At 60.4% G+C, this 19,543-nt stretch carries 15 protein-coding genes and 1 tRNA gene; 11 read left to right on the top strand and 5 right to left on the bottom strand.

All coding sequences use genetic code 11. The features are described from left to right. Window positions 1–33: 33 nt before the first annotated feature. Window positions 34–1,401, bottom strand: coding sequence for a dicarboxylate/amino acid:cation symporter (locus WM42_RS01975; protein ID WP_062035494.1), 1,368 nt, complete (start codon window positions 1,399–1,401; stop codon window positions 34–36). A 376-nt stretch (window positions 1,402–1,777) separates the two neighbouring features. Between WM42_RS01975 and WM42_RS01970 the strand changes: the two genes are divergently transcribed. Together WM42_RS01970 and WM42_RS01965 are read left to right on the top strand one after the other, a co-directional pair. Continuing rightward, window positions 1,778–1,993: a helix-turn-helix domain-containing protein gene (locus WM42_RS01970; protein WP_062035493.1), complete on the top strand. Its 216-nt coding sequence runs from the start codon at window positions 1,778–1,780 to the stop codon at window positions 1,991–1,993. After that, entirely contained in the window at window positions 1,990–3,171 is a 1,182-nt protein-coding gene (locus tag WM42_RS01965; protein ID WP_062035492.1) for a type II toxin-antitoxin system HipA family toxin, read from the top strand. The genes WM42_RS01970 and WM42_RS01965 overlap by 4 nt, the downstream gene beginning before the upstream one ends. Before the next feature lie 17 nt (window positions 3,172–3,188). Here WM42_RS01965 and lplB read toward each other — a convergent pair whose 3' ends face one another. Continuing rightward, the gene (lplB, locus tag WM42_RS01960; RefSeq protein ID WP_062035491.1) at window positions 3,189–4,262 is read right to left on the bottom strand and encodes a lipoate-protein ligase small subunit; all 1,074 of its coding nucleotides are present in this window, start codon (window positions 4,260–4,262) and stop codon (window positions 3,189–3,191) included. Between the two features lie 104 nt (window positions 4,263–4,366). On the opposite strand from lplB, the gene fdnG reads away from it, so the two are divergent. The 5 genes from fdnG to yedF all read left to right on the top strand — a co-directional run bounded on the left by fdnG (window position 4,367) and on the right by yedF (window position 11,637). Beyond that, entirely contained in the window at window positions 4,367–7,654 is a 3,288-nt protein-coding gene (fdnG, locus tag WM42_RS01950; protein ID WP_235591291.1) for a formate dehydrogenase-N subunit alpha, read from the top strand. Between the two features lie 13 nt (window positions 7,655–7,667). Continuing rightward, the gene (locus WM42_RS01945; RefSeq protein ID WP_005531846.1) at window positions 7,668–8,726 is read left to right on the top strand and encodes a 4Fe-4S dicluster domain-containing protein; all 1,059 of its coding nucleotides are present in this window, start codon (window positions 7,668–7,670) and stop codon (window positions 8,724–8,726) included. Beyond that, on the top strand, window positions 8,723–9,841 hold the full coding sequence (gene nrfD / locus WM42_RS01940) for an NrfD/PsrC family molybdoenzyme membrane anchor subunit (protein WP_062035488.1): 1,119 nt from the start codon (window positions 8,723–8,725) through the stop codon (window positions 9,839–9,841). Before WM42_RS01945 ends, nrfD begins: the two co-directional genes overlap by 4 nt. A gap of 184 nt (window positions 9,842–10,025) precedes the next feature. Further along, a complete protein-coding gene (yedE, locus tag WM42_RS01935) occupies window positions 10,026–11,282 on the top strand; it encodes a selenium metabolism membrane protein YedE/FdhT (RefSeq protein ID WP_062035487.1) in 1,257 nt (418 codons plus the stop codon). A 49-nt stretch (window positions 11,283–11,331) separates the two neighbouring features. Beyond that, the gene (gene yedF / locus WM42_RS01930) at window positions 11,332–11,637 is read left to right on the top strand and encodes a sulfurtransferase-like selenium metabolism protein YedF (RefSeq protein WP_082787610.1); all 306 of its coding nucleotides are present in this window, start codon (window positions 11,332–11,334) and stop codon (window positions 11,635–11,637) included. A gap of 33 nt (window positions 11,638–11,670) precedes the next feature. On the opposite strand, the gene selD is transcribed toward yedF, so the two are convergent. Then, window positions 11,671–12,669, bottom strand: coding sequence for a selenide, water dikinase SelD (gene selD / locus WM42_RS01925; protein ID WP_062035486.1), 999 nt, complete (start codon window positions 12,667–12,669; stop codon window positions 11,671–11,673). Window positions 12,670–12,787: 118 nt separating this feature from the next. Here selD and WM42_RS01920 point away from each other — a divergent pair. From WM42_RS01920 to selB, 3 genes are all read left to right on the top strand, one after another. Beyond that, window positions 12,788–12,882 (top strand) — tRNA-Sec (locus WM42_RS01920). 46 nt (window positions 12,883–12,928) lie between these two features. Further along, entirely contained in the window at window positions 12,929–14,290 is a 1,362-nt protein-coding gene (selA, locus tag WM42_RS01915; RefSeq protein WP_062035485.1) for an L-seryl-tRNA(Sec) selenium transferase, read from the top strand. Between the two features lie 3 nt (window positions 14,291–14,293). Next, complete coding sequence (gene selB / locus WM42_RS01910) at window positions 14,294–16,078, top strand: selenocysteine-specific translation elongation factor (RefSeq protein WP_062035484.1); 1,785 nt, start codon at window positions 14,294–14,296, stop codon at window positions 16,076–16,078. Here selB and WM42_RS01905 read toward each other — a convergent pair. Together WM42_RS01905 and WM42_RS01900 are read right to left on the bottom strand one after the other, a co-directional pair. Further along, window positions 16,075–17,493, bottom strand: coding sequence for a hypothetical protein (locus WM42_RS01905; RefSeq protein WP_062035483.1), 1,419 nt, complete (start codon window positions 17,491–17,493; stop codon window positions 16,075–16,077). The two genes, selB and WM42_RS01905, sit on opposite strands and share 4 nt — an antisense overlap. A gap of 32 nt (window positions 17,494–17,525) precedes the next feature. Further along, window positions 17,526–18,605: a hypothetical protein gene (locus tag WM42_RS01900; RefSeq protein WP_062035482.1), complete on the bottom strand. Its 1,080-nt coding sequence runs from the start codon at window positions 18,603–18,605 to the stop codon at window positions 17,526–17,528. A gap of 121 nt (window positions 18,606–18,726) precedes the next feature. On the opposite strand from WM42_RS01900, the gene zupT reads away from it, so the two are divergent. Beyond that, complete coding sequence (gene zupT, locus WM42_RS01895) at window positions 18,727–19,527, top strand: zinc transporter ZupT (protein WP_062035481.1); 801 nt, start codon at window positions 18,727–18,729, stop codon at window positions 19,525–19,527. Window positions 19,528–19,543: the final 16 nt, after the last annotated feature.

Raw genomic sequence — 19,543 nt, 5'->3', positions numbered from 1 at the left:
TGAGGTGCCTTCCTGCGTTAATACTTAAGTTTCTTAGGCGTTGCCGGATTCGCGCTCTTCGGACTCCATCAAGCCGGATACGCCGTGCTCGGCTGCGTCCCACACCTCTTGGTTCTGGATGCCGGCGCGCTTGGCGACGATGGTGGCGCACAGTGCCTGGCCGGTAACGTTCACGGCGGTGCGACCCATATCGATGATTGGCTCGATTGCCAGCAGCAGACCAACGCCGGCCAAAGGCAGGCCCAGGGTGGATAGGGTCAGGGTCAACATGACGGTTGCGCCCGTGGTGCCCGCGGTAGCAGCAGAGCCGATGACGGACACGAAGATGATGAGTAGGTACTGCGTCAACGTCAAGTCAATGTTGTAGAACTGAGCGATGAAGATGGCGGCGATAGCAGGGTAGACCGAAGCGCAGCCGTCCATCTTGGTGGTAGCGCCCAGCGGGATGGCGAAGGAAGCGTATTCGCGCGGAACGCCCATTGCCTGCTCAGTGTAGCGCTCGGTCACCGGCATCACGCCCATGGAGGAACGAGTGACAAAACCCAAGGAGAACACTGGCCAGACGCGCTTGTAAAAGCCCATGACCGGAATCTTGTTGAAGGCAAGAACTGCCGGGTAAACCACGCCGATGACGATTGCCAGGCCTACGTGCATCGCGAGCACGAACTTGCCCAGGGAACCCAGTGCGTCCCAGCCGTAGGTGGCCACTGCCTTACCGATGAGGGCTGCGGTGCCAACCGGCGCCAAGCGGATGATCCACCACAGGACAACCTGGATGACCTTGAGGAAGGACTCGGTAAAGCGCAGGAATGGGTCGGCTGCCTTGCCGGCCTTCACGGCGGCAATGCCCAGCGCCAGGGAGATAACCAGCAGCTGAAGGGCTCCGAAGCCCAGGGAAACCTCGCCCTCGTCGAAGGAAGCCTTCATACCAATGAAGTTCGAGGGGATGAGCTGCTGCAGGAAGGCCGTCCACGAACCGACGTGGGACGGCTCCGCTGCGCTCGCTGCATCGACAGTGGTGCCAACGCCAGGGCGCAGCACGAGGGCAACGACGATGCCGCTGATGACGGAGAAGAAGGCGGTAATTGCGAACCACACCAAGGTGGAAATCGCGAGCGATGCGGCGTTGGCCACCTTGCGCAGGTTAGCCACGGAGGTAACAACGGCCGCGAAGATCAGCGGCGGGACCATCACCTTGAGCAGCTGGACATAAGCGCTGCCCACGCCGGTGAGGGTCTGGGTGAGCCAGGAGCCCTTCTCATCGTCGGCCGGCAGGCTAGCGTCCATTTTGGAAGCGATAAATCCCAGGATCAGGCCGATGATAAGGCCCGCGATAACCTGCGCGCCGAAGCCGGTTACCCAGCTGGGCAGTTTCCGTGATTGCGTTTGTGGTTGAGACACGAAAATTCCTTTTACTTCGAACTCGTGAGAGTTCGGCGTTGTAGACAACTTTGTATGTATTTGAACTGTCTAGTCCATCGACTATGGACTGATCGGTTCACTAATGACATCAACACTGTACGACGTTTATAAATTCCCGTGCAACTATTGTGGGCCCGGACTCATAGTTGGGGCGCCCGGGGTACGCAAGGGCGTTCCGTCGGCCTTCGGGCCGCGTGGTGGTTTGGGCTATTTGAAAGGGAAATATCCTTCCGAAAACTTGCCGGGATGAAGAGGGTGTCGGGGGAAATGGATAAATCGGAAAAATGCTTCCTGTTTTGTGATTTCGAGGCTATTCTAGAGTTTGAAAAGCGTAAAAGGGAAGGATATTTCCGATATGAATCGCATCGATGGCTGGTTGACTGAGCTCGGGACCGCACTGCGGGAAAACCGAAAGTCGTATCAATTGACTCAGGAAGAATTGGGCGAGTTGGTGGGAGTGAGCGACAGAACGGTCCGAGATGTGGAGCTGGGGACCGGAAAAGCAAGCTTTTCCACCGTGTTAGAACTGCTCAGCGCGGTGGGGCTGCGTGTTGAGGTTGTGAACGCATGACGACTAATGCGGAGGACTTTAAGAATGTTGTTAGCGCTGACGTCTATAAGTCCGGAGTGCTTGTAGGACAGCTTTCACGTACCGGCGGAGGCGTCGAATTTCGCTACCGCGATGAATACGCTGGGCCTTCTGTCTCGCTAGGGCTGCCGGATCGCGGGGAAGTCAGGGGCGAAGGGAGCGGAGCGCTTCCGCCATTCTTTTCCGGTTTGTTACCTGAGGGGCATCGATTGATCGTGTTGCAAAGAGCAGCAAAGACCTCCCTCGATGACGAACTAACACTTTTACTGGCTGTAGGTATTGATACTCCGGGAGATGTGCAGATAGTAGCGCATGGAAAGAAACTAGAGCCGTCGACAAAAGCCGAAGTGCGGAACTTTGACGAGATGGACTTCGATGAGCTTATTGACCGCGTAGACCCGCATTCACTTCCGGGTGTTCAAATCAAAGCATCTGACGCAATGATTACTAATCCACTAAATAGCGCCACAGGTGGCGGGCTTTTGAAGCTGAATCCGGATGCTTACCCAGGGCTCGTAAAAAACGAATGGGCGCATTTAGATGCCATGAGGAATCTGAAAATTCCGGTTGCCCAAGCATCAATTGTTTACGATTGCAAAGGTACCCAGGGGTTATGGGTGACAAGGTTCGATCGTTACGTGGATAGTGCCGGGGAGGTTCGGCGCTTAGCGCTGGAAGATGCAGCGCAGATCGTTGGCATACCTCCAGCAGATAAATATCGAATCTCGGCAGAAGAGGTGGCTGAAGCGCTCATCGAAAAAGTGTCGTCGCCGCTTGCTGCAGCGCGCGCCATCTATATCCAGTTTCTGTATGCGTGGCTTACAGGAAACGGAGATCTGCACGCCAAAAATATTTCCCTATTGCAACGGCCTTCTGGTCAGTGGGTGGTAGCCCCCGCTTACGACGTGCCGTGCACGATACTCTATGGCGACAAGACAATGGCGCTGGCCGTGGACGGGAAGTCCAAGGGACTTAAGCGTACGCATTGGGATAATTTTGCCGCTTTTCTGGGGCTTAACTCTGTGGTGATAGATAGGCTCAATGGAAAAGTGCTGGAGGCTGCCCAGCGGGTCGATCTATCAGCTCTAGGGGTCGCAGGTTCCCCGCTCTATGCTGCTGAGCGGGAACTGCGATTTCGCCGGGCTGCTCTAGAGCTCTGAGTTGAGTAGCGAAAGAATTACGGAATTCGCTTCGTCCACTCCTCGGTGGAGTACTTTTCGGAAACGAGACGCTCGGCCTCGGCAAGGGTGGCGTCGGAAAGCGCGGCGTCCTTGGCGCCGTAGCGAGTGGCGAACTCGCGGGCCATGGTCTCGATGATCTCCTCGCGCGCCACGCCGGTCTGGCGGCGCAGCGGGTCCACGCGCTTTTTGGCGGAGGAAAGCCCCTTCGAGGAGACCTTCACCTTGCCGATGCGAAGGACTTTCATCATCTTGTCCGCGTCGATGTTGTAGCTCATCGTGGTGTGGTGGAGCACCGCGCCCGCGCGACGCTTCTGTGCGGCACCGCCGATCTTTCCTCCATCGGAGGTGATGTCGTTGATCGGCACGTACCAGGCGTTCACACCATGCTTGGCCAGTGCAGCAAGCACCCACTGGTCGAGGTAGGCATAAGAAGCCTCGTAGGAGTAACCGGCTACCAGGGACTCAGGCGCATAGATGGAATAGGTAATGCAGTTGCCGCCTTCCATGAACATCGCGCCACCACCGGACATGCGGCGGACCGGGGTGATGCCATGCTTGTCGACGCCCTCCTGGTCCAGCTCGTTGGCATAGGACTGGTAGGAGCCGAACACGACCGCTTTGTCGTCCCACTCCCAGAAACGCAGCGTCGGACCACGTTTGCCCTCAGCTACCTCGTTGAGGATGACCTCGTCGAGCGCCACGTTCACCGGGGTAGGCAGCACGCCGGGCTGGAGGATCTCCCATTGGTGGTCCGTAAAGTCGGTGCCGCCCGACGTTGCGCGTTTGACGGCCACGGCCAGATCGTGGGTGGAAAAGCCGTGGAGGGCTACAGGATGCTCCGCCTCAATCTTGGCGAGTGCTGCATCGAGCCGCGCGGTGATCTCTTGCGTGGAATCAGAAACCTTGGAGCCCTCCAGTGTGGGGCCGAGAGCCTCGAAGGCCTCTTCCGGCTCAAGGAAGAAATCACCCGAGACCTGCGCGGAGGAGATAGTGCCGTCGGTGACCTCGATGTCTACGACAAGGAGCTTGCCGCCTGGGACTTTGAGTTCGAAATGCGTTGGGTTAGCCATATCTTGGTCAACGTTGTAGGGCGGCTGATTGTTCCAGAACTGAAGGTCCTAAGTTAGGCACGCCTTTCTAGATTTAGGCAATGGGGCACACTACTTTTGACTGTATGTCTAAATTTAGTCCTCTCAACTGGCCAGTAGTGCGCCAGGTGCGTTCCAAGGACGCCTTCGGCAGGGATCTCAGCACCCAGTCGAAGAAGAGCAAAGAGCTCCACGGCAGGACCGTTGAAGCGGACCGCGTCGTGCAGTCTGTCTGTCCTTATTGTGCGGTGGGCTGTGCCCAGCGCGTTTATGTCAAGGACAACAAAGTCATTCAGGTTGAAGGCGATCCAGATTCTCCGATCTCGCGCGGCCGCCTTTGCCCGAAGGGCTCTGCCTCCGAGCAGCTTATTAATTCTGCTACGCGTCTGACTAAGATCAAGTACCGTGCGCCTTACTCCACCGAGTGGGAGTACCTCGATACCGAGACCGCCATGGACATGATTGCCGATCGCTTTGTGGCATCCCGCAAGGCGCACTGGCAGGACACCGACGAAGAGGGCCGAACCCTCAACCGCACCATGGGTATCGCCGGTCTGGGCGGTGCGACCTTGGACAACGAAGAGAACTACCTGATTAAGAAGCTGTTTACCGCCACCGGCGCGATACAGGTCGAAAATCAGGCTCGTATTTGACACTCTGCCACCGTTCCCAGTTTGGGAACTTCGTTTGGCCGTGGCGGCGCAACCCAACCGCTGCAGGATATGGCAAATGCGGACTGCATTGTCATTGAGGGGTCTAACATGGCTGAATGCCACCCAGTGGGCTTCCAGTGGGTAGTTGAGGCCAAGAAGCGCGGCGCGCGCATCATCCACGTGGATCCGCGCTATACCCGTACTTCGGCTTTCGCGAACCGCCACATCGGCATTCGCGGTGGTACTGACGTGGTGCTGCTTGGCGCCATCATCAAGTACATGCTCGACAACGAGCTTTATTTCCACGACTACGTGGTCTCGTACACCAACGCTTCCTCGATCATTTCGCCTGATTACCAGGACACCGAGGACTTGGATGGCCTGTTCTCTGGCTATGACCCAGAGACCGGCAAGTACGTTACCGACTCGTGGCAGTACGTCCGTAAGCCGGAAGGCTCCTCGTGGAACGTGGAGAAGGACGAGACTCTGCAGCACCCGAATTCGGTGTTCCAGATTCTCAAGCGGCACTACTCCCGTTACACCCCGGAGCTGGTGGAAGAGACCTGTGGTATTTCGCAGGAAGACTTCTACTACTTGGCTAATTCCATCGCGGATAACTCCAAGCCGGATCGCACCACCTGCTTTGCCTATGCCTTGGGCTTTACCCAGCACACGCTGGGCGCTCAGTTCATCCGTACCGCTGCTATCTTGCAACTGCTGATGGGCAACGTCGGCCGCCCGGGCTCCGGCATCATGGCGTTGCGTGGCCACGCTTCCATCCAAGGCTCCACGGATATCCCGACGCTGTTTAACTCGCTGCCGGGCTACCTGCCGATGCCGCACGTTAACCTGCAGAGCTGGAAGGATTACGTCAATACCTTCCGCAAGGAAGATCAGAAGGGCTTCTGGCAGATAGGCGAGAACTATGCCGTATCGCTCATGAAGTCTTATTGGGGCGATGCCGCTACGGCGGAAAACGAGTGGGGTTATAACCTCATGCCGCGCATTTCTGGTGCGCACTCGACGTATGAGACCTTGATGGCCATGCTCGAGCATGAGGTTGAGGGCTACATTGTCTTCGGTCAAAACCCAGCGGTGGCACAGTCCAACGGCGGTATGCAGCGCCGTGGTCTGGCTGCGCTGAAGTGGCTGGTCGTTCGTGACTTCCAAGAAATCGAGACCGCCAGCTTCTGGAAGGACTCGCCAGAGATTAAAAACGGCGAGTTGAAGACCGAGGAAATCGGTACCGAGGTCTTCCTCATGCCAGCAGCTACCCACGTGGAAAAGGCCGGCACCTTCACCCAGACCCAGCGCATGCTGCAGTGGCGTTTCCAGGCGGTCACCCCGCCGGGTGAGGCCACCAGTGACCTGTGGTTCTTCTACCAGCTGGGTAAGAAGATCAAGGAGCGCTTGGCCGACTCCACCGATCCGCGCGATCTTCCGGTTCAGAAGATCACCTGGGATTACACCGAAAACGAGGAAGGTGAGCCAGACTCCGAGGAGATCCTCAAGGAGATCAACGGCTACTACCTCGATGGTCCTAAGAAGGGCGAGCTACTGCCGACCTTCGTGGAGATGAAGAACGACGGCTCCACCTCCGGTGGCTGCTGGATTTACACCGGCGTGTTCAAGGATGGCATCAACCATGCCGCCAAGAAGGTACCGGGATCTGAACAAAACGAGGTCGCCCTCGAGTGGGGCTGGGTCTGGCCTGCTAACCGCCGCATCCTTTATAACCGTGCTTCTGCACGCCCAGACGGAAAACCATGGTCTGAGCGCAAGAAGTACATCTGGTGGGATGCTGCCAAGGAGGCATGGGTTGGCGACGACGTCCCAGACTTCCCAGTCAACAAGGCGCCGGATTACCGTGCGCCTATCGACGCCGTCGGCCCTGCCGCGCTCGACGGTGACGATCCATTCATCATGCAGGCGGACGGCGTCGGCTGGCTCTTCGCCCCGAAGGGGCTATCGGATGGCCCGCTGCCAACGCACTATGAGCCGCATGAGTCCCCAGCGCACAACCTGCTCTACAAGCAGCAGCAATCGCCGACGCGTCTTACCATTAAGCGTCCAGATAACCTGTCGCGCCCAGAACCGGGCGAGCCAGGCTCCGAGGTCTTCCCGTTCGTGTTCTCCACCTACCGTTTGACCGAGATGTATACCTCGGGTGCGATGTCGCGCCGCCTGCCTTACTTGGCGGAGCTGCAGCCGGGCCTGTTCTGTGAGGTCTCGAAGGAGCTTGCAGAACTGCGCGGGCTGGAAAATGGCGAATGGGCAACCATCGTTTCGCCGCGTGGTGTGATCGAGGCACAGGTCTTGGTCACCGGCCGCGTGCAGAAGCTGACGATTAACGGCGAGGATTTCCACCAGATCGGTTTGCCGTATCACTACGGCGAGTCCGAAACCACGGACGTGGCTGGTGACGGCGCGAATGACCTGCTTGGTCTCACGCTTGAGCCGAACGTGTGGATTCAGAACTCCAAGATTGGTGCCTGCGATATCCGCCCGGGCCGTCGCCCACGCGGACATGCCCGCATCGAGTTGCTCAAGGAATACCAGGACAAGGCTCACCTTGACCTGGAGTCCGGTAACCAGCTTGTCGACGTCGACGATGCTTTCACGCTGAATCCCGAAGACAAGGGTGCTAATTCCAAGGACGAAAACACCGGCGCTGATGACACCGCCGGTAACGTAGCCGACTATGAAGGCAAAGAAGGGTAGGTGAGGAGAGCTCATGGCTAATTTGCTTACTGAAAAAGCCGATCAACACGGCTACGAGTCCTATAACCGCATGGCCTTCTTTACGGACACCTCGATCTGTATTGGCTGCAAAGCCTGTGAGGTGGCCTGTAAGGAATGGAACCGCAACCCGGTTGAGGGATATGCGGTCACCGGTGACTCTTATGACAACACCGGTTCGCTGGGTGCGAATACATGGCGTCACGTGGCCTTTATCGAGCAGGACAATGACCGCATCGAAAAGGCGCGCGAGGAAGGCCGTCAGCTGGTTTCTCTCGGCATGCCGGGGGTTGGCACCCAGCCCGCCGCGGTGGATACCACTCCGCCGGATACCGGCGATTTCCGCTGGCTGATGTCCTCCGACGTGTGCAAGCACTGCACCAACGCCGGTTGTTTGGACGTGTGCCCAACGGGCGCGCTGTTCCGCTCTGAGTTCGGCACCGTGGTTGTCCAGGATGACGTCTGCAATGGCTGCGGCACCTGCGTTGCCGGCTGTCCTTTCGGCGTTATCGAGCGCCGCGACGACGGTGGCGTGACGCTGAAGACCGATAAGACCGCCACCGTGGACTACCAGCACGATGATCACGCGGGCATCAACGTCTTCAAGAAGCTCGCGCAGCTCAAGCCGCAAGGCGAGGACCACACGCCGGGTGAGAAGATGCCGATTAAGAACCTCGGCGTCGCTCAGAAGTGCACCATGTGTTACGACCGCCTTAAGATCGGCGAGCAGCCAGCCTGCGCCAAGACATGTCCGACTGACTCCATTCAGTTCGGCCCGTACGAGGAGATGCTGGCCGCAGCCGAGGCGCGCGTCAAAGTTCTGCACGAGCAGGGCCTGACCGAGGCACGCCTGTACGGCGCCAACCGCGAGGACGGCGTCGGTGGCACCGGCTCTATCTTCCTTATCCTGGACTCGCCGGAGGTCTACGGTTTGCCGCCAGACCCGCGGGTTCCTACTGCGGACCTGCCGCAGATGTACAAGACCGCAGCTAAAGCTATCGGCGGCATGGCCTTGGCTGTTGCCGGTGCGTTCGTGATGGGAGGCCGCAAGTGAGCGAATTCGACGAGTACCGCCCGCCGCAACCAGCGCGCGCTAACCGCTACCGCAAGTTCGACGGCACCAAGCCAAAGAAGAAGCGCAAGCGTCCTGGTGCCGGTGCGCAGGACGGTTCCAAGGAAGAGCGCATGGCGGAGGACTTCGAGTTCTCCTCCTACTACGGCAAGCCCGTGGTCAAGGCTCCGCCATGGGAGTGGCCGATTGGCGCTTACCTGTTCCTAGGCGGCCTTTCCGGCGGCTCCGCTTTGCTGGCCGCCGGCGCATCTGCCACGAAGAATGAGCCCTTGGCGCGCAGCACCCGCATTGCTGCATTTACTGCCGCCGCTGGTGGCTCAGTATTCTTGGTCCTTGACCTTGGCCGCCCTGAGCGTTTGCTCAACATGTTCCGCGTATTCAAGGTGACCTCGCCGATGAGCGTGGGTTCGTGGATTCTGGGCTCCTTCGCCACCGCTGCGTCGTTGCCTGCATTGTATGAAGCCGACAAACTCACTAAGCAGAAGCTGCCGTTGCCGCGCTTTGCCCGCAAAGCACTGGGCGCTGCGGCTGGTCCTGCTGGTGTGGTTGCCGGTGTATTGGGCGGTCCTTTGGCGGGCTACACCGCAGTGCTATTGGGCAACACCTCGAACCCTACGTGGAACGACGCCAAGAAGCACTTGGCCTATGTCTTTGTTTCTTCGGCGTCGGCAGCCGCGTCTGGCTGCGCCATGGTGTTCACCCCAGTCGAGCATGCCGGCCCAGCCCGTGCCTTGGGCATGGCCGCCGCTGCTAGTGACTTGGCCGCGACCAAGATCATGGAAGAAAACATGGAACCAGAGACCGTGGCTCCTTTGCACAACGGCACCCCAGGCAAGTTGATGAAGGCCAGCGAGTACCTCATCGCCGCTGGTGGCGTGGGCACCGCTGTGGCAGCGGCCACGAAGTCCCGTACCCTCTCCGTGCTTTCGGGCCTTTCGCTCATGGCGGGTTCTGCCTGCACCCGTTTCGGCGTGCTCAACGCGGGTATCGAGGCGGTCAAGGATCCTGCGACCACCATCGAACCACAAAAGCGTCGCGCCGCGCGCAAGCGTGCGCAAGAAGGCCTGGCCCACTCGGTGGTCACCTCCAAGCACTAAGCCGCACTTGCTTCTCGCGCATTTGCGCGGAAACCCTCAAGCCCGCGTCTTGCCAGAATACGAAGTTCTAGCAAGCGCGGGCTTTTCTCGTGGACCCTAATGCTTTTCAATCGGTGGCCTCCGCCTATTCTCTTTCTAGACGTAAAACACACGCCGCGCCTTGGATTGTGAAAGAAGAAAAAGGATGTCCACCCCTTCTCGTAGTCTGCGCTCGTATGACAAGAAGTCTTATGACGCTTTTTATCGCACCCGCGTGGGACTCGCCCCAGGACCAGTCTTTGCCGTGTTGGGCAGCCTGTCTGGTTTGTACTTCCTCATCACCGGGACTGTTTGGGCAGTCACCGGCGAGTTCACGCGCCTTGGCGGCCACGTCGTGGAGGCCTTCGGCGCTGATATTCAGGGTTGGAAATACTATGCAGAAGTAACCAAAATGCAGGGCAATCCACTCGAGCGCACTGATGGCTGGATCGTCATTGCGATGCTGCTTGGTTCGCTCATCGCGGCCCTGGCAGCAGGGGATTTCCGGTGGCGCATTCCGCCGCTCAAGCGCCGGTGGGCACAAGCCTTGGTGGGCGGCATCGTCGCCGGATTTGGCGCGCGCTTGGCCTACGGTTGCAATCTCGCGGCGATGTTCACGGGCATTCCGCAGTTCTCGCTGCACGCGTGGATTTTCACCGTGATGACTGCGGTAGGTACCTGGGTCGGGGTGCAGGTGATCAAGCAACACTGGTGGCGTGGTCCCACGCGCCCGCGCCCGGCCCAGGCTAAGGACGCCGGTGACGCTGATGCTTTAAGACGCCGCCGTATCCGCCACCTCGTTGTTGCCATCGGGATGTGCGCGGTGATGGTCGTGGTCACCATCGTCTACTCCATGACGGGCAAGAACATGTTGGCTGCAGCCGTGGTCTTTGGCTTGGTTTTTGGAATCCTCATCCAGCGCGGTCAGATCTGCTTTACTGCGGCCTTCCGCGACTTGTGGGTGACCAAGAAGACTAAGCTCGCAGACTCGCTGATTATTGGCTTGGCCGCCGCCGTCATCGTGACCTTCTTTGTTTTACTGGGAACCGGAATGGAACCGCTGACGAAGCCGGCAGGATGGGGAACCGTGATCGGCGGCTTCCTCTTCGGGCTGGGCATCATCATGGCTGGCGCTTGCGAGACCGGCATGTTGTACCGCGCAATGGAGGGCCAGCTGGTTGCGTGGGTTGCCTTTGCCGGAAACGTCATCGGCGCAACGGTACTGGCATATGGCTGGGATCATTGGGGCGTTTACGACACCTTGGTGGCAAACTCCTGGAAGCTCAACTTCTATGAGTCCTTTAGCCCATGGCCCGCACTTGCACTGACCTTGGCTCTGCTCGTGGGGTGGTGGCTACTTCAAGCACCGCGCCGTGGCGACCGTCGTGCGCGTCTAGAATCCCAGTACAGCCGTAGCGCGTAAAGAAAACACTGCAAAAACTGAGCTCTGTTAGCAAAGGTAAGGACCTAGTGTGACCACACCTGATTTTGAAATCGACTTGTGTGGCGAGTCGTGCCCGTACCCGGTCATTCACACATTGGAGGCATTGCATGGCCTCAAGCCGGGGCAGATCCTGGAAGTAACCACTGATTGCCCGCAGGCTTATCGCAACGTGCCGGATGACGCCACAGCAGCGGGCCACGAGCTCATCGGTGAGCCCACCCGCGAGGGCGCGCGCATGACGTTCGTGTTCCGACGGGGCGAGAAGATCCTCGGCACGCACCCCACCGCGGAAAAGTCCGGGTGGGTATCACGCCTGTTTAAGAAGAAGGCCTAGACGGTCCAGCAGGCCACGGCTGAAACCGCAGTCTTACTTGATGGTGATGAAGGTGCTGTCCTCAGAACCATCGTGAGCCACGGTGCGTCCGATGACCGGGTAGCCAGGTACCTCACCGATGAGCAGCAGACCGCCGGAAGTCTGTGCATCAGCGAGGAAGACCAGCTCTTCTTCGCTCAGGCCAGCCTCGTTGGTTAGATGTGGGCGGACCCAGTCCAGGTTGCGGCGGGAGCCACCGGGGATAAAGCCCTCGGCCAGCGCTTCCTTTGCACCCTCGACTGCAGGCACAGCGCTGAAGTCGAGCTCAGCAGCGACCCCGGAGGCGCGCATCATCTTGTAGAGGTGACCCAACAAGCCAAAGCCGGTGACGTCGGTAGCTGCAGAAATGCCAGCCTCAACTGCTGCACGGGAGGCCTCGCGGTTGAGCGTGGTCATTGAGTCCACGGCCGCTTGGGAAACCTCACCAGTGGCCTTGTGCTTGTTGTTCAAGATGCCCACGCCGATGGGTTTGGTCAGCGTGATGGGAAGGCCCGCTTCCGCAGTGTCGTTGCGCATCAGCTTCTCCGGCGCCACGATGCCCGTGGCCGCCATGCCGTAGATTGGCTCTGGCGAGGTAATTGAGTGGCCACCGGTCACGGAGATACCAGCTTGCGTCGCGACATCCATTCCGCCGCGCAAGACCTCGCGCAGAACGTCGAGGGGGAGTACCTCACGCGGCCAACCCACCAAGTTGATGGCGGTGACTGGGGTGCCGCCCATGGCGTAGACGTCAGAAAGCGCGTTCGCTGCCGCCACTCGGCCCCAGTCATAAGGGTCGTTGAGCATCGGGGTGAAAAAGTCCGCGGTGGAAATTACCGCCAGGCCATCTTGAATCTTGACAGCCGCGGCATCGTCGCCGTCATCGAGGCCCACCAAGACGTTCGGATCGGCCTTGCCCACGAGGCCTTCGACGGCCGATTCCAACTCGCCCGGCGGGATTTTGCAGGCGCATCCGCCGCCTGCTGCAAAAGATGTCAATAATATGTCGTTCATTATCCCGAGTGTACAACTGCTGGCAATACGCTGGGACAATGATGCCTTTGTGGATTCGCGCCGGCGCGGTGCTGGGCAGGGCGCTGGCTGAATTTGCCTAAGTGTAAACTCTTGCAATGGAGGCGTACGTGTCCTGGTGGGCGCCCCGGTCTTCAAAACCGGTGAGGCCGAGTAGCTCGGTCTGGCAGGTTCGATTCCTGTCCGTCTCCGCCAGCGTATCTGGCACCCGTGGCATCTCCCCGCAACCCAAGGAACGTTTGTGACAAGCAAGAGCGATTCGCAGCGGCAGGACGAGCGCCGCAACATCCCCCGTACCGATCAACTTTTGGCGCTGCCGGAGGCCCAAGCCGCGCGCGAGAAGCTCGCGGAACATGCAGTGCGGGCTGTTATCCGGGGCGTCGTCAAGCAGGCGCAAAGGGGAGTCATCGCGCCAGCGGATGTCACCGCCAAGGTCCGGGATGCTCTAAACAACGCAAGCCCGTATAGCCTGCGCCCGGTGCTCAACGCCACCGGGGTTATCGTGCACACGAACTTGGGCCGCGCGCCGCTTCCGGAGGTTGCCATCGCTGCGCTTGCCGATGCCGCTGCCTACACCGACGTCGAACTCGATCTTCCGGCCGGCGTGCGTTCTAAGGACCGCGGCCGCGGCGCCATCAATGCGTTGCTTGCAGCCTGCCCGGGCGCGGAAGATGCGCTCGTGGTCAACAACGGAGCTGCAGCGCTGTTGCTGGCCACCGCCGCTCTTGCCCCCGGAAAGGAAGTCATCATCTCCCGCGGCGAACTCATCGAGATCGGCGCCGGATTCCGGCTGCCGGAACTCATCGAATCCTCCGGCACAGTCCTCAAAGAGATTGGCGCCACCAACCGCACCCACCTCGCTGACTACGAGGCTGCGCTGGGTAATAACACCGGCGCGGTGCTTAAGGTACATCCTTCCAACTTTCGCATCGAGGGCTTTACCACCGCCGTGGATGTGCCGCAGCTGCGTGGGGCACTGAAGAAGCACAACAAGTCTCGCGGAGAGGGCGCGGGGCAGGTCAGCCTCATCGTCGATCTGGGATCCGGGCTGCTGGTGCCGGACCCGACCCTGCCCGAGGAGCCGAGCCTCAGCGAGCAGCTGGATGCCGGCGCGGACGTGGTCATTGCCTCTGGTGACAAGCTGCTCGGCGGGCCGCAGGCCGGCATCATCTTGGGCACCAAGAAGGCCATTGCTTTGTTGAAGAAGCACCCGCTCGCGCGTGCGGTGCGCATCGATAAGCTGCGGCTAAACGCCCTGGAAGCAGCGCTGAATGCGCCGGTGAATGCAGTCGAGGAGGCCCTGCATATTGATTCCGCCGAGTACCGCCGCCGCACCGAAGAGGTGGCGCAGGCGGTAGGCGGCGAGGTGGTTGCACACGCCGGACGTGTTGGCGGTGGTGGGGCACCTGAGTACCCGCTCGAAGGCTTTGCCGTGGCTTTGCCGGAAGAGCTCGCCGCTCTTCTGCGCGTTGGGCAGTCGGCCGTGCTGCCGCGCGTCCACCAGGGCCAGTGTCTTATCGATGTCCGCTGCATCCCTGCCTCCCAAGACGCCGCGCTCATCGCGGCCATCCGCAAAGCCCAAAAGCTACAGCCTGAGGAGTAAAAGATGTACGTCGTCGCCACCGCCGGCCACGTGGACCATGGAAAGTCCACGCTCGCGCGGACGCTTACAGGTATGGATCCGGATCGCTGGGAAGAGGAAAAGCGCCGCGGGCTCACCATCGACTTGGGTTTTGTGTGGACGCACCTGCCCTCGGGCGCCGATGTTGCCTTTGTTGATGTCCCAGGCCACGAGCGTTTCTTGGGAAATATGCTGGCCGGCCTGGGGCCTGCACCGGTGGTGCTTTTCGTCGTCGCCGCCGATGAAGGCTGGCAGGCTCAGTCCACCGATCACCGCGATGCCATCGCCGCGCTGGGAATTAGCCACGGCGTCGTGGCGCTGACCCGCTCCGACCGTGCGGATGATCAGCGTCGCCAGGAGGTGCGCGGGGAGGTAGGCAGGCAGCTCGCGGGCACCGCGCTTGCCGACGCCGCCATCATCGAGGTCTCCGCTAAGACCGGGGAGGGCATCGAGAAGCTGCGCGCTGAGCTCGACACCGTGCTGGCCGCCGCGCCTGCTCCAGATGCCGAGCAGCGCGTTCGCCTGTGGGTAGATCGCTCCTTCAGCGTGAAGGGCGCGGGCACCGTGGTCACCGGAACACTTGGGGCAGGCAGCATTGCCGTGGGCGATCGACTTGATCTGCTCAGCGGCGGGGAGCTGGTCCCAGTCGAGGTACGCGGCCTGCACAGTGAAAATACGGCGGTTGTCTCAGCCCAGCCAGTCACCCGCGTTGCGGTAAACCTGCGCGGGGTGGAGGCAGAGGCGATTAGCCGCGGCGATAGCCTGCTCAGCCCAAGCACGTGGCGGGTCACACAAGAATTCGACGTGCGTCGGGTCTCTGGCGAAAGCCTAAGTGACGTGGTCCAGGAGCTCATCGCCCATACCGGCACGGCGGGCGTGGAAGCACGCGTGCGACCTCTCAGCGGCGACTTCGCGCGCATTCGACTCAGTGCCCCATTGGCTCTTCAGCTGGGGGATCGCTTTGTGCTGCGCGGGCCCGGCGCTCGCCACGTGTTGGCCGGCGTGGAAATTGTTGACCTTGTCCCGCCCGCGCTGCGCCGGCGGGGAGCTGCAGCCCGCCGCGCGGAAGAACTCGCGCAGCTGGAAGACTACCGCAATCCGGCGCAAAGCCTGCGCCACCGCGGTTACGCGTTGCTCAGCGAGTTAGAACAGGATGGCTATGAGACCTCCGCGCCGCCTGCCGGAGTGATTGCCTTTAACAAGTGGTGGATCACCGCCGGCCAGGTGGGAAAGTGGAAGCAGGCGCTTAATGATGCGGTACAGGAACACATGGCGGCCAAGCCGCTGTCTGTCGGCCTGCCGCGCGGTGCCGCCCGTGATGTATTGGGTGTCGAAGAAGATAGCCTGCTCAACCTAGCTGTCGCCGCGGCGAAGCTGGAGTCCGCCGAAGGCGTTATTCGGCTGCCCGGCGCTGCGGTTAACTTGGGCGAGGCAGAAGCAAGCGTTGCCGAGCTGGAACGCCGGCTAAAGAGAGAGCCCTTCGCCGCGCCGGAGGCCGCGGACCTACGCGAGCTTGGTCTGGGAAACAAGGAGCTTGCCGCAGCTGAGCGCGCCGGGAGACTGCTGCGCCTAAAGGACGGCGTGGTGTTGCTGCCCGCGGCAGTCGCGGAGGCGAGAACCCGCCTGCAAGGAATCGAGCAGCCCTTTAGCACCTCGCAGGCGCGTCAGGCGCTTTGCACCACGCGCCGGGTTGCCATCCCGCTGCTAGAGCAACTGGATGCGAAGGGGATTACCCGACGCCTCGATGGCAGTCTGCGCGAGCTCGCTTAGTCGTAGTAGGCGTAAACGCCGGTGGCCGGGATGGTCTCGCCGGCCTCGCCGAAGTTGGCGAATAGGGTGGAGCCAGCAAAGAAGAGGTTCTGGGTATCGAAGAGTGGCACGGCCTTCGGGTTCGTTTCCTCGACCTCCAAGGTCTCCAGGTTGAGCTTGTAACGCTCGGTGGATTCCTCGGTCTTGCCGGTAGAAAGGTACAGTGCCTGGCCATCAGAAATAGCCGAGATGCCCTGCTCCTTGTAGTCCTCGGTCTCGAAAGGTTCAGTCATCTCCTCGTTGGAGACTTCCCCCACCTGCTCGCCGCTAGCCAGATTGATGACCTTGATGCCGGCATCTTTATCCAGCAGCGTCAGATGATTGCGCACGATGGTGCCCGTAGGGCTGGAGACGTGGGCGGGATCCTCAGGGTCGTCGAGCGGGAAGGCATCGCCAAGCATGCGCGGGCCCTGCTGCTTGTCGTAGACAAAGGTCGGGCGCGCTGCGTTGTCGGAGATTCCCACTAGGAAGTCGTTGTTGTGCAGCAAGGTATAGCCTTTGGCCTCGGGCGGCAGCTCGACATCGTCGAAGCCCGGGGAACCCGCATCCACCAAGACGGTGTCCTCGCCGCTTAGGGCATCGACAGCAACGAGCTGATATCCGGCCTCGCTGTTGCGTTCGGCGATATAAACATAGGAATCCTGAATGCGGAATTCCTCTAGGCGGCGCTGCGAGGTATTCGCCGGCGGCTCTGGCTGATTGACGGTTTTTGAGGTGGCATCAGCAAGCGAGAGGGTGAAGATTTGTGGGGCTTTGTCCTCCGGCACATCGTTTAGGGAAAAGACCAGCTTTTCGCCCACCTGGGTGATGGCGAAATCACTCATCTTCTTCCCGGCAAATTCGTGCGGCAGCTCGAAAGGCTGGGTGACCAGGGGAGCGCCGTTACCGCCGTTGAAGATGTAGAGCATCGGGCCCGTGACTTCGTTCTTGTCTTGCTTATACGGCACTGTCGCCACGGTGGCAAAGGCATTGGCGCCTTCGAATTTGATGGGTGCGCACATGCCATCCCAGGATGTCATGTCTGCATCGTCGAGGCCGTAGTCCACCTCGATCTCGTGGTCCTCCAAAGTCTTGGCATCGGCAACAGCTTGGAAGGTATCGCCTTTGAAGTCCTGGCATTGCTCCATCGCTCCCGATGCGATGGATGCGCCGTGGGCGGTGGGCAGTCCGTACTTTTCGCTGCCGAGTCCTGCTGCGACCTCTGCTGGAACCATCTCCGACATCGGGCGGGCAATCGGCTCTTTCGGCTTCTTCTGGTGCAAGCCTTGGATGATGCGCGGGTTGGCGGACTCGCCCTCGCCGCAGGCAGCCAAAAAGAGGCTGCCAGCCAGCACGGTCGCGCCGATGCGCAGCAAGCGCCGGTTGTGGGAAAGCATTGTTAAGTCCTTTCGGTGGGAAAGCTGCAAGTTTACTTGCGGTGGTGCCCGCCGCGCTGCCGGGAGGCTGCACGTTCAGAGCGTCGTGCGCGCACACGCGCTGACTCCGAGGAGAAGCGACCCGGCGCCGCAGCGACGGGAAGCTGCCGCCATGCTAATGCTTGTTGGCCCGGGACGTGGTTGACGAGGCTTGAGAGCTCGCTACACGGTGCAGGCTCTGACAGCGGTTCAGGTTCGTCCGCTGGTTCCGGTTTTCCTACTGCTTCCGGGGCAGGCTGTGCCGCTAGAGTCACCAGGCGCGCGATTTTCTTGGCTCCGCGCGGCAGGTCGGCATGGAAGTCTGCGGCCTCGAGGCCGGTCTCCCAATCCTGCGTGGCCACGGGCTCGACGGCAGGAGGGATGGCGGGCGCTTCGGGCGGCACGCGCAGGGCGGGGACGGCGGGGGAGAAGAACTCGGTGGCGCCCACCTCGGGCACGTCGACAGCGATGCGGCCGTCGGCGCAGTAAGCACGGGCAGCGATAGCGGCGTCTTGTGCAGCGCTACGTTCCAGGATCGCACCGAGGTGGGGCTGTTGTTGTGTGGTGCACACGCGGCCCAGGACGGAGCCTGGGGCAGCGGCGACAATATCGCCTTCAACCAGATGCAGCGAGACGAAGATCTGCTGGGTATTTAAGCGCGAAAGTTGAGATTCATTGAGCTGCCCGGTTGCGGTATCGAGAAGGAGGCCGAGGCCGCCCTGCAACAGTACGGAGCCTGCGGGTTGCTCATTGACAGGCACCATCCACGGGGCAAGACCGAGGTTAACCGCGACGTCGATAGTCGCGTCCTCAGGCACGAGCTCAACCGTAGCGTCAGTTGCGACTCTAAACCCTGATGCACGCACGCGCTGCAGGGCAGGAAACTCCGCGGTTTCCGCGGCGTCAAGATAGCCTAAGATGCCAAACTCACTGCGCACACGCCAGCCGCCGCTGAAAGCCTCGGGCTCGAGCGTGACCGCCAGCGCAAGGGGCCCTTTGTGCAAAAGCGGGAGGCTGAGCGCTACCGAGTGGACTACATGCTCGAGAACTGCGACGTGAGTGACGCCGAAGTAGCTTTTAGCTAGTGGGTACATGCTCACGTCCAACGAGGGCCTCCAAATCTTTAAAGGTTTATAGGCTTCTAGCCTACGCATTTAAAGCCTACGCACCACGGAGTGGGGGCTGGGACGCGCTAATGTTCTAGAGTCTTAAGTTATGTATACAGCGTCTTCCTTGGCGGTGGCTTTCGGTCTTACGCTCTTGGCCGGCTTATCGACGTCCATCGGCGCCGGCATCGCCGTCAGTAAACGCCATGCTGGTTCGGCTTTCATGGCTGCCGCGTTAGGCCTTTCGGCTGGCGTCATGCTTTATGTCTCTTTCATGGAGATCCTGCCTACGGGCCTCGAGCAATTGACGGAGGCCTTTGGCGGAAAGAGGGCAGGAACTTGGGCAGTGGTGCTCGCGTTCTTCGCCGGCATCGCGATAATTGCGGTTATTGACCGAATCGTTCCGGAAGAGATTAATCCGCACGAGCCTGCCACCACGGAAGAAGAAGCACGCCGCAAGCGGCTGATGAAGACGGGCGTGTTTACGGCCTGCGCCTTGGCCTTTCATAATTTTCCGGAAGGTTTTGCCACCTTCCTCGCCGGTTTGGAAGACCCACGTATCGCGATTCCGGTAGCCGTGGCGATTGCGATTCACAATATTCCGGAAGGCATCGCAGTCGCGGTGCCACTACGGGAAGCCACGGGCTCGAGAGCCAAAGCCTTCTGGTGGGCTACGGTTTCGGGGCTCGCTGAGCCAGTTGGGGCAGCGGTGGGCTTCGTTCTCCTGCTGCCGCTGATGGGGTCTGCCACGATGGGCTTTAGCTTTGCAGCCATCGCCGGCATTATGGTCTTCATCTCGCTTGATGAGCTTTTGCCCACCGCAGAGGAAACTGGTGAACACCACCACGCCATCTACGGGCTGATTGCCGGAATGGCAGTGATGGCGCTGTCGCTGCTTATGTTCCTGTAATCGAGTAGCTGAGAAA

This window comes from Corynebacterium simulans, assembly GCF_001586215.1.
GTDB classification, from domain to species: domain Bacteria; phylum Actinomycetota; class Actinomycetes; order Mycobacteriales; family Mycobacteriaceae; genus Corynebacterium; species Corynebacterium simulans.
The sequence above is the reverse complement of the archived record's forward strand: the minus strand, read 5'-3'. Positions and strand labels throughout refer to the sequence as shown.